13 protein-coding genes are annotated in these 16,183 nt (G+C 45.5%); 5 read left to right on the plus strand and 8 right to left on the minus strand.

The genetic code is table 11. From position 1 onward, the window contains the following. Positions 1-55 precede the first annotated feature (55 nt). The 3 genes from QQL36_RS15870 to nirB all read right to left on the minus strand — a co-directional run bounded on the left by QQL36_RS15870 (position 56) and on the right by nirB (position 4,334). Positions 56-1,411 carry an alginate export family protein gene (locus QQL36_RS15870; protein WP_083722756.1) on the minus strand — a complete coding sequence of 452 codons (1,356 nt, stop codon included), beginning with the start codon at positions 1,409-1,411 and terminating at the stop codon, positions 56-58. Between the two features lie 74 nt (positions 1,412-1,485). Further along, positions 1,486-1,857 (minus strand): nitrite reductase small subunit NirD, encoded by a 372-nt coding sequence (gene nirD / locus QQL36_RS15875; protein ID WP_083722755.1) that lies wholly within the window; start codon positions 1,855-1,857, stop codon positions 1,486-1,488. Next, positions 1,848-4,334, minus strand: coding sequence for a nitrite reductase large subunit NirB (gene nirB / locus QQL36_RS15880; RefSeq protein ID WP_321570242.1), 2,487 nt, complete (start codon positions 4,332-4,334; stop codon positions 1,848-1,850). Before nirB ends, nirD begins: the two co-directional genes overlap by 10 nt. A 183-nt stretch (positions 4,335-4,517) precedes the next feature. Between nirB and cobA the strand changes: the two genes are divergently transcribed. Together cobA and QQL36_RS15890 are read left to right on the plus strand one after the other, a co-directional pair. Beyond that, positions 4,518-5,282, plus strand: a complete 765-nt coding sequence (gene cobA / locus QQL36_RS15885) for a uroporphyrinogen-III C-methyltransferase (RefSeq protein WP_083722753.1) — start codon at positions 4,518-4,520, stop codon at positions 5,280-5,282. Further along, positions 5,269-5,958, plus strand: a complete 690-nt coding sequence (locus QQL36_RS15890; protein ID WP_083722752.1) for a Crp/Fnr family transcriptional regulator — start codon at positions 5,269-5,271, stop codon at positions 5,956-5,958. Before cobA ends, QQL36_RS15890 begins: the two co-directional genes overlap by 14 nt. On the opposite strand, the gene QQL36_RS15895 is transcribed toward QQL36_RS15890, so the two are convergent. The 4 genes from QQL36_RS15895 to QQL36_RS15910 all read right to left on the minus strand — a co-directional run bounded on the left by QQL36_RS15895 (position 5,950) and on the right by QQL36_RS15910 (position 10,312). Then, positions 5,950-6,576, minus strand: coding sequence for a response regulator transcription factor (locus tag QQL36_RS15895; protein WP_083722751.1), 627 nt, complete (start codon positions 6,574-6,576; stop codon positions 5,950-5,952). The genes QQL36_RS15890 and QQL36_RS15895 overlap by 9 nt on opposite strands. Next, positions 6,573-8,570, minus strand: a complete 1,998-nt coding sequence (locus tag QQL36_RS15900) for an ATP-binding protein (RefSeq protein WP_179091095.1) — start codon at positions 8,568-8,570, stop codon at positions 6,573-6,575. Before QQL36_RS15900 ends, QQL36_RS15895 begins: the two co-directional genes overlap by 4 nt. 430 nt (positions 8,571-9,000) lie before the next feature. Further along, positions 9,001-9,426: a DUF983 domain-containing protein gene (locus tag QQL36_RS15905; RefSeq protein WP_083722749.1), complete on the minus strand. Its 426-nt coding sequence runs from the start codon at positions 9,424-9,426 to the stop codon at positions 9,001-9,003. A 1-nt stretch (position 9,427) separates the two neighbouring features. Beyond that, positions 9,428-10,312 (minus strand): AraC family transcriptional regulator, encoded by an 885-nt coding sequence (locus QQL36_RS15910; RefSeq protein ID WP_083722748.1) that lies wholly within the window; start codon positions 10,310-10,312, stop codon positions 9,428-9,430. A gap of 217 nt (positions 10,313-10,529) precedes the next feature. Here QQL36_RS15910 and QQL36_RS15915 point away from each other — a divergent pair, with 217 nt between their 5' ends. The 3 genes from QQL36_RS15915 to QQL36_RS15925 all read left to right on the plus strand — a co-directional run bounded on the left by QQL36_RS15915 (position 10,530) and on the right by QQL36_RS15925 (position 14,640). Continuing rightward, complete coding sequence (locus QQL36_RS15915; RefSeq protein WP_321570243.1) at positions 10,530-13,754, plus strand: AsmA-like C-terminal region-containing protein; 3,225 nt, start codon at positions 10,530-10,532, stop codon at positions 13,752-13,754. Positions 13,755-13,756: 2 nt separating this feature from the next. Next, complete coding sequence (locus tag QQL36_RS15920) at positions 13,757-14,002, plus strand: hypothetical protein (RefSeq protein ID WP_321570244.1); 246 nt, start codon at positions 13,757-13,759, stop codon at positions 14,000-14,002. A gap of 65 nt (positions 14,003-14,067) precedes the next feature. After that, positions 14,068-14,640: a GNAT family N-acetyltransferase gene (locus QQL36_RS15925; protein WP_320581269.1), complete on the plus strand. Its 573-nt coding sequence runs from the start codon at positions 14,068-14,070 to the stop codon at positions 14,638-14,640. Between the two features lie 25 nt (positions 14,641-14,665). On the opposite strand, the gene QQL36_RS15930 is transcribed toward QQL36_RS15925, so the two are convergent. Continuing rightward, entirely contained in the window at positions 14,666-15,853 is a 1,188-nt protein-coding gene (locus QQL36_RS15930; RefSeq protein ID WP_321570245.1) for a hypothetical protein, read from the minus strand. Positions 15,854-16,183: the final 330 nt, after the last annotated feature.

The raw sequence follows: 16,183 nt of genomic DNA on the forward strand, positions 1-16,183 counted from the left end.
CTTTAGCTGAAAGCGTACTTTCAGCTATGGCTGGCGAACGATGTATCCTAATCCTTTACTTGAAAATAAAATCCGGTTTGATGATGATCATTAAGTAAGCCCAGTTACTATTGCTCTTAGCGTTTGCAACATTTTTAACGCCTGCGGATGTTAATGCATTGGTGCTCCAGAAGTGGCTATAACCACCTTCGAAGCTGACTACCTTCGTCAGGGCAAGGTTGGCTACGATGTCCAGCTCTTCCCCAAAACGGCGGGTGTCATACCCCGGGATCTCACTGCTGGCAAGAAATTCATGAATATCGCCGGTGAGTGTCCATTTGGTATTTGGTTTGAACTTCGTTTTGATATAGTAGTTCTGTAAGCCCCTGTTGCCAAACGGACTGCCTACATAAAAGTAGTCCATATAGCCCCAGTATTTATGCGGGGTACCATACAGGAAGTCAAAGGCATTGCTGGTCTTGCCGTCCGACGACGTGCCACCTGTGGCAAAGTCTACACCAGCACCTGCGCTGAATGGTTTGGATACCTGGTACATGAAGTTACCATTCAGGGTAGCTGCACGCAGGTTCAGGCCAGTGGCACCTTTACCAAACTGGTAATAACCCGAAGCTGTCACCGTCCACCTGTTGAACGTGTTGGTGTAAAACAGTCCGGTGGTCATGCGGGTGTAGGTCGCCTGTTCGTATGTTTTAGTCGCTACCCCAGCCACTGTATCGATGTGATACTTAGAGAACTGGTCGGCAAAGAAGAGGAACGATACATTGCCCTTCTTAAATTTCTTACCGGCATAGAGGAATTCCATGGCTTTATACATGGTACCTGCGTTGGTGGTAGCTGTGTAGTTGCCAGGAGGCGTTTCGTTGTAGATCGTTCCTGTGCTGTTTTCCTTGTTTTGATTAAAGCCGCCACCCAGGTGTAACTGGAAAGGGCCTGTTTCATACTTCAGGATAGCTGCATCGTGGCGACGACCTTGTTGCAGCCAGTCCAGGTTCCCCAGTAACCGCATATCGTCGTAGGCAATTTCCTGTCTGCCGACCTTTAGGTTCAGGGCTTTGTTTTTGTAAACGGTGTCGAGCAACATTACTTCTGCCCAGGCTTCGTGTACCATCAGGCCATTGAGGTCCTGGGTAGTAGTGCGGTTGATCAGTGATACATCCTGTCCCCATACTCTTACATCCTGGATAGTAGCACCCAGTTTGAAACGGTAACCGGAAAAACCTGCCATGAGACGGGTACGCTGAGATGTAAAGACGGCGGGGTTTGATCCCTGTGGTAGTGGGGCCCCTTGTCCATCACGATATTCCGTGCGTGTTCTTAATTGAGCCCCTATAGAAAACTGCGCATCTGCATGGAGGTAGGAGATAGCGCTTAGTACGATGGAGAATGCCCCGGCGCGGAACAGTAGCTTCATAAATTTTGGTTGAGTGGTGTGAATTACGATTGTTACACTGTTATTATTCAGTACACGACTGGTTCTATCGTAATTTACATAACCATCGCCGGATTATAAACTCCTATAAATACTTTATTTTCTACCACTTTCACGGGGTAAGTTGTGATGTTACACTCATGTTCATCAGTGAGGCAACGGCCGTCTTTCAGCGAGAATGTTTTTTTATGAAAGGGGCAGGCTACTTTGGGTTCTCCTTCCTGCGTGCCGGTCATACCCCGGCTCAGGGCCATCTGCTGGCGATGTGGGCACAGGTTCTGGGTAGCATACCATTCGTTTCGGCGGGCAAAGTGGAACAGGGCAATCTGTTCATCGCCCAGTTTTACACATACGCCACCGTTAGCAGGCACGTCGGTGGTGTGACAGGCGAGTACCCAATCTTTCTGAGTGTTGGTTGTTACTTCCATTCGGCAGCTTTTTTTTGTTCTCTGAGATGATCAAATTTTACGGTAGGATCTTTTTCGCCGGGGGCGTTTACGAAGTGATTAAATCGCTTGCGGAGTTCTGGATTGTCAACCACTTCTTTCCATTCGCACTTGTACCTGTCTACGAGGGATTGCATTTCTGCTTCCAGTTGGCCTGCGATACCCAGACTATCATTCACGACTACATTGCGGAGGTAGGTGATGCCACCATCCAGTTTGTTGAGCCATGTAGCTGTACGGGTAAGTGGATCGGCAGTTTTGATATAGAACATGAGAAAGCGGTCGATGTAGCGGATGCAGGTGTCGCTGTCCAGGTCCGAAGCCAGCAGGATGGCGTGTTGTGGCTTGGAACCGCCGTTGCCACCTACATACAGGTTCCAGCCTTTTTCGGTAGCGATAATGCCGAAGTCTTTGCTCTGGGCTTCAGCACATTCACGGATACAACCCGATACAGCTGATTTAATTTTATGTGGCGCACGCAACCCATGATAGCGTTCTTCTATCTGAATAGCAAAGCTTACACTGTCGTGCAGACCAAAACGGCACCAGGTAGAACCTACACAACTTTTTACTGTACGCAGTGCTTTGCCATATGCATGGCCGCTTTCGAAGCCCGCAGCGATCAACTCTTCCCAGATGGAAGGCAGATCGCTGAGGTGAGCTCCGAACAGGTCTATACGTTGACCACCTGTAATTTTGGTGTAGAGATTGTATTTAAGGGCCACTTGTGCGATGACCAGTAATTTAGCAGGTGTGATTTCGCCACCGGGAATACGGGGTACCACTGAATACGTGCCACCTTTCTGGATATTGGCGAGGAAACGGTCGTTGGAATCCTGAACGGTGTCATTGCCTTTGTCGAGAATGAGTTCGTTCCAGAGGCTGGCCAGGATGGAGGCAACTACGGGTTTGCAGGTTTCGCAGCCATCGCCATGACCGTAAGTGTCCAGTACTTCATCGAAAGTATAAAGGTGTTTTACTTTGATCAGGTCGTACAGTTCCTGGCGGGAATAGTGGAAGTGTTCGCAGAGCACATTACGGATATATTTGCCCTGTGCCTTCATGGTAGAGGTGATGAGGTCTTTGACCATAGGCACGCAACCTCCACAGCAGGTACCGGCTTTGGTACATTTCTTTACATCATTCAGTGTTTCATTACCTGCTTCTACTGCCTGGCAGATGGTGGCTTTGGTCACACTTTCACAGCTACAGATGATGGCTTCGTCAGGCAGACCCAATACCCCGGCACCTGCTTCAGTATTGCCTCCGCGGGCGCCGAGCAGTACATCTTCAGGATTAGGGGGCAGAACCACTTTGTTCTTAGCGGTTTGCAGGAGCATGTTGTAAGCTTCCGCTTCGCCAACGAGAATACCGCCTATCAGTGTTTTACCATCGTCAGAGACATTGATACGTTTATAGATGCCTTTCATGGTGTCTTCATATACAATCGGACGGCCGGTAAAAGGATCGCCGAAGCTGGCAACATCTACGCCAATGAGCTTGAGTTTGGTGCTCATATCGTAACCAGTAAAGGTCTTGTTGCTGTCGGTGAGGTTAGAAGCTACTACTTCCGCCATTTCATAGCCGGGGGCAACGAGGCCATAGACCATACCATTATGTAAGGCGCATTCACCAATGGCAAAGATGGCAGGATCGGTGGTTTGCAACTGGTCGTTGACTACAATGCCGCCTCTGTGGCCGGTATCCAGACCGCACAGTTTTGCCAGTTCATCTCTGGGCTTGATACCTGCAGAGATTACAAGCATGTCTGCCTCAAGGATGGAGTCGTCGGCAAATTGTAAACCCGTGATGGTATCATCACCTAATATAATAGAGGTGTTCTTGTTGGTATGAATTTCCAGACCCAGCTGGCTGAGTTTGGATTGGAGAATGCGGGAGCCGGCATCATCAATCTGGCGGGGCATGAGTCTTGGCGAAAATTCTATGACATGGGTGTCAGGAATACCGAGGTCCAGCAGGGCTTTGGCAGCTTCCAGACCCAACAGGCCACCGCCTATTACCACACCACGCTTTGCTTTGGGGGCATAGTCGCGCATCAGTTCCAGGTCCTCGATGGTACGATATATAAATACGCCTTTTTTGTCAACACCGGGAATGGGAGGAACAAAAGCAGCTGAACCAGTGGCGAATATGAGAAAATCATAAGATTCGTTGATACCTTTGTAAGAGTGAACGGTCTTATTTTCGCGATCAATATGTTGAACAGGGTCTCCGGTATGCAGCCTGATATTATTATTGCTGTACCAGGAGGCAGGGGCGAGGAGGAGGTCTTCCGCAGTTTTGCCGGCGAAAAATTCGCTTAGATGAACACGGTCGTAAGCTGGACGGGGCTCTTCGCCAAATATCGTGATCTGAGGTGGTGTTGTGTGTGTCTTTGAGATTATTTTCTCACAAAACTTATAGCTCACCATTCCGTTGCCAATGATTACTATTTTCATGGTTGATAAGAAGCAGAAGGTTATTTATTACGAAATAGTTAATATGATAACTTTTTCCTGACTGACTATCTGTTTTATTCCTTTTTATGTGATTTGCATCATGAAATTAAGAATAATGAATGTAATTTTATAGTGAATGGTATGATTTGTATCAAATATAGTTATTTATAATATAAAGGAAGCATGGCAAAATTATCCCTGGTAGGTGCTGGTCCGGGTGATCCGGAACTAATTACGCTAAAGGCCATTAATGTGTTAAAACAGGCAGATGTAATATTATATGATGCGTTGGTGAACGAGGCATTGCTGAGTTATGCCCGGCCGGATGCAGTGCTGCGTTTTGTAGGCAAGCGATATGGATGCCATTCTTTGTCTCAGCAGGAGATCAACCACCTGATTGTAGAGTATGCTAGTAGCCATGGGCATGTAGTAAGACTGAAAGGGGGCGACCCTTTTGTATTTGGACGTGCAGGTGAAGAAATTGCAGCAGCGAATGCCGCAGGGATACCAGTGGACGTTATTCCCGGTATTTCCAGTGCGCTGGCAGCGGCGGAATCGCAGATGATTCCATTGACCAGCAGGGGGGTGACTGAAAGCTTTTGGGTAACAACCGGCACTACATTGACTGGCGATATTTCAGGAGATATTGAACTGGCCGCCCGATCGACTGCTACTGTGATTATATTAATGGCGATGAGCAGACTGGAAGCCATCATGGAAATCTTTTCCAAACATGGTAAGAAGGATCTGCCGGTTGCCATCATACAGGAAGCCACTACAGGCAGAGATAAAATGGTACTCGGTACAGTAAATGATATCTATTATAAAGCACATCATGAAGGAATGGCAAATCCTGCTGTGATAGTAGTCGGAGAAGTAGTACGTTTGCGTAATATAACTGCCGAAGTGCAGGCGTTGATCAAAAAGAAGAACGATGAAGAAAGATAAATCAGGTTGCGACGTCGCCACCTGTATGTTTTGTAAGCTTTGTGTACCCGAATGGAAACCCGCAATACAGGCACACAAACAAACCTATAATGTCAAAAAAGGAGGAGTATTATTTAAGGAAGGCGAACCGGTACAGGGCATTTACTTTTTGTATAGTGGTTCTGTAAAAGTGCATAAGCACTGGGGAGAGGAGAAGGAATTGATAGTCCGCTTTGCCCGCAAGGGAGACATTGTAGGTCATAGGGGAGTAGGTACAACCCAACTTTACCCAGTATCAGCTACCGCACTGGAAGCTGCGGAAGTTTGTTTTATCCCCATTGATTTTTTCCAGACTACGCTAAAGGTCAACCATGATTTTCTGTATGCTATGATGCTCTTCTATGCCGCAGAACTACAGGAGTCAGAGCAGAAAATGCGGAACCTGGTGAACATGCCGGTGAAGGGAAGAGTAGCCTATGCCCTGTTATTATTATTGGAGAAATTTGGGCAGGATGCCGAGGGGAATATAGACCTGATATTAAGCAGACAGGATCTGGCTTCTTATACAGGTACCACTTATGAAACGGCTTTCAGGGTGATGAGTGAACTGATACAGGAGCAGGCCATCGCTGTATCCGGCAAGAGCATAGCGGTGACAGATACAGCGAAACTGCAGGTGTATTCCCAGTTACAATAGTTTGTATTCAGCAGCGAGTTTTACAACGGAAGTCGTATTGTTCACACCGAATTTTTCCATCAGGTTCTTACGATGGCTTTCTACTGTATGGGTACTGATAAATAATTGTTCTGCTATCTGAATAGTAGTGAGTCCCTTGCCTATGAGCTGAAGGATCTCCTTTTCACGGCGGGTGATACGGGGGATGGCTTTGAGCAGGTCCTGATCCGCACTTTTCAGTGCCTCGCGGGTACTTGTACAAAGGTATTCTTCTCCATCCATCACGGTATTGATGGCTTTGATGATTTCATTACCCAGCGCATTTTTTAACACATATCCACTTGCGCCGTTATGTAGCATACTATGAATCACAGGTTGCTCATCGTGTACGCTGAGGGCGATGATCTTGATATCCTCGTATTTCTTTTTGATTTCAGTGGTTAGGTTTATGCCACTTACATCCGGAAGGTTTACATCCATGAGAATGACATCCGGGTGTTCCTTTTCTTCCAATGCCTGTAGTACACTTTTTCCATTGCCATAATCCCCGATCACATCAATGGTCAGGTCAGAACGTAGTATGTTCTTCAGCCCTTCCACCATTATGGGGTGGTCTTCAACAACTATAACCTTTATCATGCATCATTTTTTTCGCTTGTTGCACATTCTATTGTGATGGTGGTTCCTGTTCCTATTTCTGATTGAATTTCCATTTTTCCACCGAGGAAGTCTACACGGGCCTGGATATTGGCGAGGCCTGCGCCTTTCAGTTTATTTCCCTGCGTGGTGTCAAAGCCGGCACCATCATCTTCTATTGTGAGGAAGATGGTATCGCCGGTTTGCTGAAGGAGTACGAGGATCTGGGAGGCGTCGGCATGCTTGATAGCATTGTTGACCAGCTCCTGCATAATTCTGTACAGTACTACCTGACGGGTATGTTTCATACTATCTGTATGAAAGTTGTATACCTGGCAGACGATATTATTAACTCCGGTCTTTTTAAGGCCACGGCAGTATTCTACGGTTGCTTCACCCAGTCCATATTTAATCAGGATTTCAGGCATCATACTACGGGCTATGCGACGCAATTCGTCCATGGCGCCGTCCAGTCGTTGTAGTGTGTTGTTTACCTTGTCATGCTTGATCTCAACATCATCTATGGTTGGGATGGTAGATAGCTCAAGTTTGATACCAGATAATAACCCACCCAATCCATCGTGCAGATCTCTGGCCAGTCGGGTACGTTCCTGTTCCTGCCCTTCGAGCATGGCGCTCAAAAGGGAAATGTGGTGTTCCTGGCGGATGCGGTCTACTTCGAACTGGTGCAGTTGCTCCTGTTGTGTGAGGAGTTTGCGGCCATTTCGGTAGAACAGATAACTCAAACCTGCAACGACTAATAACGAAATCATAATCACGATCATCAGGGAAATCAACAACCTGTTTTTTTGCAGGGCGAATTCCTGTCTTTCGTTTTCATGTTGCAGTTGCAATATGCGTCGTTCCTTTTCAGAAGTCTGGAACTGGGTTTCCAGTTCATGCAGTTTGGCAGTGACTTCCTGCTCCTGCATACTATCGGAAAGGGTAATATATTGTCTCAGGAAACGATAGCCCTGATCTGAATTACTTTGTTTGTAAGCAATATCGGCCATGAGGTCCAGCGCCGGCATGTGCAGAGGGTAATCCCTGAGGGAAGACGCCAGCGTGGTATACTCATTCATGAATGACATGGCGATATCATACTGGCCCAGGCGGTTATACAATTTGGCCAGGGAATAGAGGTTCTGACAGATCGTAGTATTGTCCTGATAGCGACGGGCGATGGACAATCCGCTGTTGAACATCATAGTAGCATGTACATACATCTGGTGCTTCTGATCCAGTTGCCCCTGGTAGTCAAACCAGGAAGCCCACAGGTTGGAAGAGTCACCGGGCATGGAATCCAGTTTCTTCTTGGCGTCAGCGAGGTGTTGCTGCATCTGTGAAAGGCTATCCAGGTAAAACATACAGCTGGACAGGTTCAGGTGACGGCTGATGATATCTTCCGTGAACGCTGCAGAATCGGCGTAGGTATCCAGGCTCTTATTATAATAAGTAGTGGCGGTTTTATATTGGGCCTTATTAAAGAAGATATCACCCAGGCTCTGGTAGGTGCCACCCAGTATTTTGGGCTCATTAAGCTGTTCAAGTACGGGGATGGCTTTCAGGTATTCTTCTACCTGTAGCTGGGTGTAGCCTTTGTCGCCCATGACCATGGCGAGATTAATCCGTGTCATGGCCATGAGCTTGCGGCTTTCCCTGGCAGTGTCCTTTTTGAGGGCCTCTTTGGCCAGGATCAGGTACTTTTCTGCTTCCTGAGGGTCGTGGTACGTGCGGTACCATTCACCCAGGGCCAGATGAGCACTGGCGATGCCGAGCTTGTTGTCCCGTTTTTCTTCCAGTTTAAGTGCCTGTTGTATGTAAGAGAAGGCTAAAGCGCTGTCGGTGGTTTGCAATTTTTTTGCAAGCCGGAGGAATAATTCCACCCTTGCTGCTTCGTCAGGTACCCGACGAATGGCATTCTGAAGGCTATCCAGGTAGGTCGGTTTGGACCTGGAGCAGCTGGTGATAAATACGCTGTTAGCTATTAACAGCATGATTATGAGTATGCTTAGTACCCGCTTGTAAGTAAATAATGTTCCCATCCGGATGGAAATATATAAAATATTTTATAAATATAGCTAATTGGTTGAGATTATTGGATTTAGATTGTTTTTAATATGATCAGCTAAGAAAACCCCTGTTTTCCGGGATTTTTTTCAGGGAGAACAGGCTGTACTTTTGTGATGTCGAAAGGGAAATGTGAAAGCGAAAATATGCCGAAAGGCTACAACAATGACGATATACTAATCAAAAATATTCACGAGGCCATAGATTTTATTGAACAAACCCCCAGAGATGACAAGGCAGCGGGATTCGTACACCCGCTGCCTGTATTTAATCAAAAACGATCATCTCTTTAAATTATTGTTCCCACAACCATTTTAAATTTCAATATTCTGCGCTGACCTAAGGACCTAAACCACGTTAGTGGTGATAGTGTCCTGTTTTTATTTCAGGATTATACCCGACAAAGAATGCCAGCCAGATGGTTCTGGATATGCGCATGATAGGTGGCTGCAAAAGGATCAGTAACACCGCATTCACACCTATCCACCAGAAAATTCTGTTATCATAGAGAGAAAAACCAAGGAGTACCCACCAGGCCACAAAGGTTGCTACACTGATCGCTACGGTGAGTGCATAACTTACATAACCGGTACCAAAATAGAACCCGATTTCCCTTTGCAGATCTTCTCCACACACCGGACATCTTTCGTTCATTTCTGTAAAGTGCTTCAGATCATATGCATTATCCGTCTTAAAGAGCTTTCCTTTACGGCAGGCTGGGCACCTGTTTTTCCAGATGCTAAGGAATAAATTAGGCCGTTTTTCGATTTTTTCTGCACACATATTATTGAGTAATGTATTTCTTTCTGAATTCTTCGGGAGTGATTCCTTCGTAATTTCTAAAGAAACGGGTGAAGTAAGAGTTGTCTTTAAAGTTGAGATCGTACGCGATTTCCAGTATACTCAAGTCTGCATTGGTTAGCAGGCGTTTAGCTTCCAGGAGGATCCTGTCGCGAATGACATCGCCGGCTGTTTTACCCAACAATTCTCTGCACAATGCATTGAGATGGTTAGGCGTTATGTACAACATAGCGGCATAATCTTTTGGCAGTCTTTTAGTACGGAAGTACTGATTGATCAGCTGTTGGAAGTTGCGGAGCTGTATGGAAGTGTGTACTGTCAGGGCTGTGGTTCCCCCTCTGGTGGTATGTCGCTCTACTGTAATAAAGAGCTCCAACAGCCGCAGGCAGATCATGTCCATATTGAGTTGAGGATGCTGATTCGCTTCCCGCAGCAGTTTTTCGAACAGTTCGGTCACTTCAGGATGAATGTAACCCGGCAACTGGCAAACGGATTGCTGACTGTTGCCACTGAAAAAGCTGAACTGGTCCAGGTAGTTTGGATTGAGCAGGAAGGAGCGGAAGAAGTCGGCGGCGAAATGTATAATATACCCGTCGGTACGGCTTGTGAAGTCCCAGCTGTGTACCTGTCCTGGAGCCATGAAGTAGATCTGGAAGGGATGAACATCGAATTTGACAAAGTCGATGGTGTGGGATCCGCTACCTTTTGTGAACATCACCAGGTGATAGAAGGCGTGCCTGTGGGGATGATGCCTTGCCTGGTAGTGTTTGTCGAGGTAACCGGCAAAGTCTTCTACCATAAGGTGCAACGGTTGCCCGTTTTTGTCGATGGTACAGACGTCGTAAACCGGTATTGTAGCGCGCGCCATTGTGCTGTTGTTATTAATTGTACAAAATTACCGGATTTTATGAGTATGTGATGGTGAAATAAGGGGGTATTATGGTACTTTTTACCGATTCGGTAATTAATGAGAGAAAACGGAGCCGGGTAGCGTCTTATATACATATAAAATATTTTTATTTTATAGGGTTCTGGTTAATTTTGCATAATTATATAAGTCTCAACTTACACATCATTAAAGAAGCATGAAGACACGGAAACGCATTTTTCGTATCCTATATATCGTATTGGGTTCTATGCTGGCATTATTAGGGATCGCCTCTCTTATTCTGTACACGCAGCAGGAACGACTGACACAAATGGCACTCAGGGAGCTGAATAAGCAGCTGCCCGGTGATCTCGTTGTGGGTGGCAGTAATATCGCCCCATTTGAAAACTTTCCGTACGTATCGATTGGACTGAAGAATGTAACATTTTATGCTAACAAACAGCATACTGGCAAACCATTGTACCAGGTAGAAAAATTGTTTGTTGGATTTAGTCTGCCAGACATCATCCGCCAGCAATACAATGTAAAGGTACTGGTAGTGAAAAATGGTTACCTGCACCTGGTTAAAGAGCAGAATGGAAAGATCGATATCGTGGAAGCCAACCGTATTCAGTCGGATTCGACTATTACTACTTCTGGTGATTCGGCGCCTATGCAGCTGGATATCAAGAAGATCATTCTGAGAGACCTGGATATCTCGTATACCGACAAGGTGATGGGATCGCATGTGGCTACACATATCGACAAGATCAAGACCTCGTTCAAAATGGATGGGGATCTGATCAACGCATCGATGGAAGGTAAGCAGGTCATTGATTATATCACCCCGTCTGACACTGTGCTGTTTCGCCATAAAAATATTGAGACAGATCTGCAACTCAGTTATGATAGCAAAAAGCAGTTACTAAACCTGCCCGTGGGCAAACTGAAACTGGAACAGGCAAGATTTAGTGTGACAGGTTCCCTGAATATGTCTCAGGGTAATCTGGTTGATGTGACACTGGAAGGAGACAAGCCGGATATCAACCTGTTATTATCTTTCGCACCTGCGAGTGTGACGGAGCAACTGAAACAATTTAAATACGACGGCCGGATCTCTTTCAAAGGCGTCATGAAGGGAAAACTGGGTGATGGCAAAATGCCACTCATCTCTGTCAACTTCGGTTGTGAAAATGCTTACTTCCTGAACCCGGATGCGAACAAGAAAGTAGACAGTTTGAGCTTTAAAGGATATTATACCAATGGTGCTGAGCATTCGCTCAAAACCTCTGAGTTGCACATTCTGAATATGAGCGCATTGCCAGACAAAGGTGTGTTCAAAGGCAACTTTGTAATGCGCGACTTCACCGATCCAAAGATTGTGATGCAGGTGAACTCAGAATTGGAACTGGAATTCATCGGTGCTTTCCTGGGTATCAAAGACCTGCAGAAGGTAACAGGCCACATCAGTCTGAACATGAACTTTAAGGAACTGGTGGATATGCAACTGCCGGAAGCTTCGCTCGGTAAACTGAAAGAAGGAATACAGAGTGAACTGACGGTGAGCAACCTGACCTTCCGGATTCCGAATTATCCGCATATGGTGCGCAATATGAACCTGCATGCGAACATGAAGAATGGCATGGTAACGCTGGATAGTCTGGCGCTGCGCGTAGGCCATTCTGATATCATGCTGAGTGGTTCACTAAGCGACCTGCCAGCAGTGTTTCACAAACACCAGCAACCAGTAAAGGTGACGCTGAATGTACATAGTAATAAGATATTGATGAGCGATGTGCTGGCCTTTGATTCTGCGAAAGCAAGAAAAGCAAAAGAGGAGATCAATGGGTTTAACATCACCTTGTCTCTCGAAACATCTGTGAACCAGTTGCTGCATCCTGCCCCCTTGCCAAAAGGTACTTTCAGGATGGAAAAACTGAATGCCTCCTTTAAATACTATCCACATGCATTTCATGATTTTGGTACAGAAGTGGCGATCAATGATACTGCATTGCTGATGCGTAACTTCGGTGGTCTGATTGATAGTACGGATCTGAAGCTGAGTGCGAGAGTGATTAACTACCAGTTGTGGTTTGATAAGGTAAAGAGAGGGAAAACACAGATTGCATTTGACCTGAAATCACAACACCTGGCCATGAATGACCTGCTGGGAAGGATCAGCAAAAACTATGTTCCAAAAGATTATCAGCAAGAGGTAGCCAGTAATATCTGGCTCCGTGCCAAGTGTGATATGAAGTATGATTCTGTCTTCAAATTTGCGAAACTGCATATTGCGAATATATCCGGATCATTGAAAGTACATCCGATCGTACTGGAAAAGATCAATGGTACCATCATGTATGGTAATAACCGCTTTGTACGTGTAGACACGCTGACAGGAAAAATTGGTAACAGTGACTTTGATATCAGCGGCCGGCTATTTTTAGGAACTGATACCACACAGCGGAAGAAGCCGAATTTCTTCACATTCAAATCTGAAAAACTGGATGTGGATCAGCTCACGAATTATAAATTCTCAGGAGTGGAAGAGGAAGAAGACAAACCGCTGGTAGCGCCTACAACCGTGAGAAATACGGTCACGGATTCTATTCATAAGAGTGCGTTCAACATTTTCAATGTACCGTTTACAGATATAACCGTGAATGCGGAAGTAGGAAAAGTAAAGTACCATCATCTGTGGATAAAGGACTTTACGACAAAGATGCGGATGCAGAGTAACCATCATATGTATATCGATACCCTGGGAATGAATATTGCTGAAGGCACCATTGGAATGAGAGGTCACTTTGATGGTTCTGATCCGGCTAAAATTATGTTCAGGAGCAGGATCCGTTTCAATGACGTGAACATTGAGAAGATGATGTTGAAGCTGGATTACTTTGGTCAGGACTATGTGATCAATAAGAATGTAAAGGGAAGGTTGTTTGGACAGGTAAGGTGCCGTGTACTGATGCATCCGGATCTGACACCAAGGTTAGAGGATTCACAAGCTACGCTGGATGTGGATATCAGGAATGGGAGTCTGGTGAACTTTTCCCCGATGCAGGCGATGGCGAGTTACTTTAAAGACAAGAACCTGAACAAGATCAACTTTGATACGTTGAAAAATAAGCTGACCCTGAAGAATGGGGTGCTGGAAATTCCTAAAATGAATATCAACTCATCACTTGGGTTTATAGAGATTTCAGGTAAACAGGGATTGGATTTCAACATGGAGTATTACCTGAGAGTGCCCATGAAGGTGGTAACGAGTGCAGGATGGCAGGGGTTGTTTGGCAGGAAAAAAGAAGATGTAGATCCGGATCAGGAAGATGCGATTGAGTACAGAGATAAGAACAAGACGATCCGGTTTATGAATATTAAAGTGACAGGTACGCCAGATAAGTTTAAAGTTGGATTAGGGAAGGCGAAAAAAGCATAACTATGATGAAAGCAATCATGATACTTCTAATTTATGGCAGTACAGTGCAGGCACAGCGATTGCATGTGCTTGCACTGGCTGAAAATGGAGGGCATCATATTGCTTACACTAAAAGAGCAAAGGTGTGGTTGGATCAGCTGGCGAAGGAGAACAATTTTGTGATTATGGGGCATGCGCCTGAATTGTTTGATAACCCGACGTATGTTTTACTATTCAGGAATGCAATCAGCTGGGCTTTCAAAAAATAAATTCCATTTTTGAGCAAAGGGTATTTTTGAATTGTTTTAGCTTGCTGTTTATAACCCATTCCACTATGACGCAACAATTACCTGCTTTTTTAAGTGCTGATGCAGGCACGTCTTTTTCTTCCGGTGAGTTTTTTCTGAGACCATTGGTATTGGATACTGATATTCCTTTGATTCACGATTGGGTGAACAGGGAGTATGCCGTGTATTGGCAATTACAGCATAGTACGATAGAGACAGTGCGTAAAATGTATGCCGATCTGATCGCTTTGCCGCATGTACAGCCTTTTCTGGGGTTTTATAATGACAAGCCGGCTTTTCTGGTAGAGTTTTATAAGGCACAGGAAGATAGGATAGGGGAGTATTATGATGCGCTGCCGGGGGATTATGGATTTCATATCCTGATGGCGCCGGTGGAGAAGCGGATACCGGATTTTACCTTTCAGGTGTTTCAGGTGATAATGGCGTTTTTATTTAGTGATGCGAGGGTGGAGCGATTGATAGTGGAACCGGATGCGAGGAATGAGAAGATACATGTGTTGAATAAGAGAGCGGGGTTTGAGTATCAGGGGTTGGTGGAGTTGCCGGAGAAAACGGCGCATCTGGCATTTTGTAAAAGAAAAGAACAGGTAGTTTCCTAAGGGAAACTACCTGCGGGGAAATATATTAGTTCCTGGAAACGCGACCACCGCGTGAACCGCCACCATTGTTAGATGATCTGCCGCCACTGTTATTGCCGCCGCTGGATTGTCTGCCGCCGCCATTGCTGTTTCCTACAGATTGTCTGGTGCCGCCACTGTTGTTGGTTCTGCCCGGGGTGTAGTTACCACCGCCATTTGATCCACTGTTGTTGGTTCTGCCTGGGGTGTAGTTACCACCACCGTTGTTGGTTCTTCCCGGGGTGTAGTTGCCACCACCATTGGATCCGCCATTGTTCACTCTGCCCGGGGTATAGTTGCCACCACCGTTGTTAGTTCTGCCCGGGGTGTAATTACCACCGCCATTATTAGTCCTTCCCGGTGTATAACCGCCTCTGCCGCCATAATTTCCACCACGATCTACCCGACCGCTATTCCTGTTATTACGATAATTATCCACCACAACCCTGTTCCGCTGAATCACGGTTACAGAAGTCATACGGGTAGGTCTGTACATCACACGTGCAGGTTGGATTCTGCGTGTAGGTACGACTACATAGCGGGTGTGGTAATGTGCACAGTAAGGACGATATTCGTAATAAGGCATTGGGCGCCATGGACGCCACCATCCTGGATGTGCTACCCATGTAAAGGGTGAAATCCATACAGTATAAGCAGGTGCATATACAAAGCGAACACATGGCCAGAACCACACATTTACAATAATCCCTTCAGGGCTTGAAACGGATGGACCGTGGCTGGCAGGGCTGTAATTAAATGCATTGTCAGCTTCAGGCAATGGCTCTGCTATGGTAGATTCACCATAAATATCAGCATCCCCTTCAATCTGGATTACAGCATTGTCGTCAGCAGTTTTCTCAAGAGAGATCACTGCTACATCCTGACTTTCGGTGGGAGATACCAGGGCCTGCAGTACAAATATCTGTACATCGTCCTGCTTCTTGCCTGTAACACGCACATAATCAATCTGTCCGTCTTCATTCAGGTCCAGGTTATTGACTTTATTATCCTCAGTGTTTAATAATTTTTCGAATTCTTCAGGTGATCCTGCTTTTTTAAATAAATCCAAAGCTCCCTGTAAACTGAAATTGTCCCCGGGTAAACCGGTAGAATCTGCTTCCTGATCCTGCGCGCTGGCGGAAACTGCTATAGTAAAGCATAGGAGCAGTGCAGAAATGGTTTTTGAAAGGTTCATACGATGTTGTTTAGATCGTTAGGGATGTGAAATTACAAATAGTTTAATTATATTATATAAAAACTGTGCCAATTGGAAGGGTTCGGTCTTTTTATAGTATAACTAATTGATAATTAAGGTAAAAATAATTGAACGTATAAAATAATTTTATTTGTCTATCTGATTGTGATTCTTGATGATTTAGATTTTTTTTTGATCTTAATTCAATTTTTATTCCTAATTTGGTGCCGTCAATCGTAAGGTCCGGGCTACCGGATCACTCTACTTAAACCGCAACTCGCATACTGTTTTTGGGCCACCAAATTAGGACATTGTTTGAATAATGATAGT

Source organism: Chitinophaga sp. LS1 (genome assembly GCF_034274695.1).
Classification (GTDB): Bacteria; Bacteroidota; Bacteroidia; order Chitinophagales; family Chitinophagaceae; genus Chitinophaga.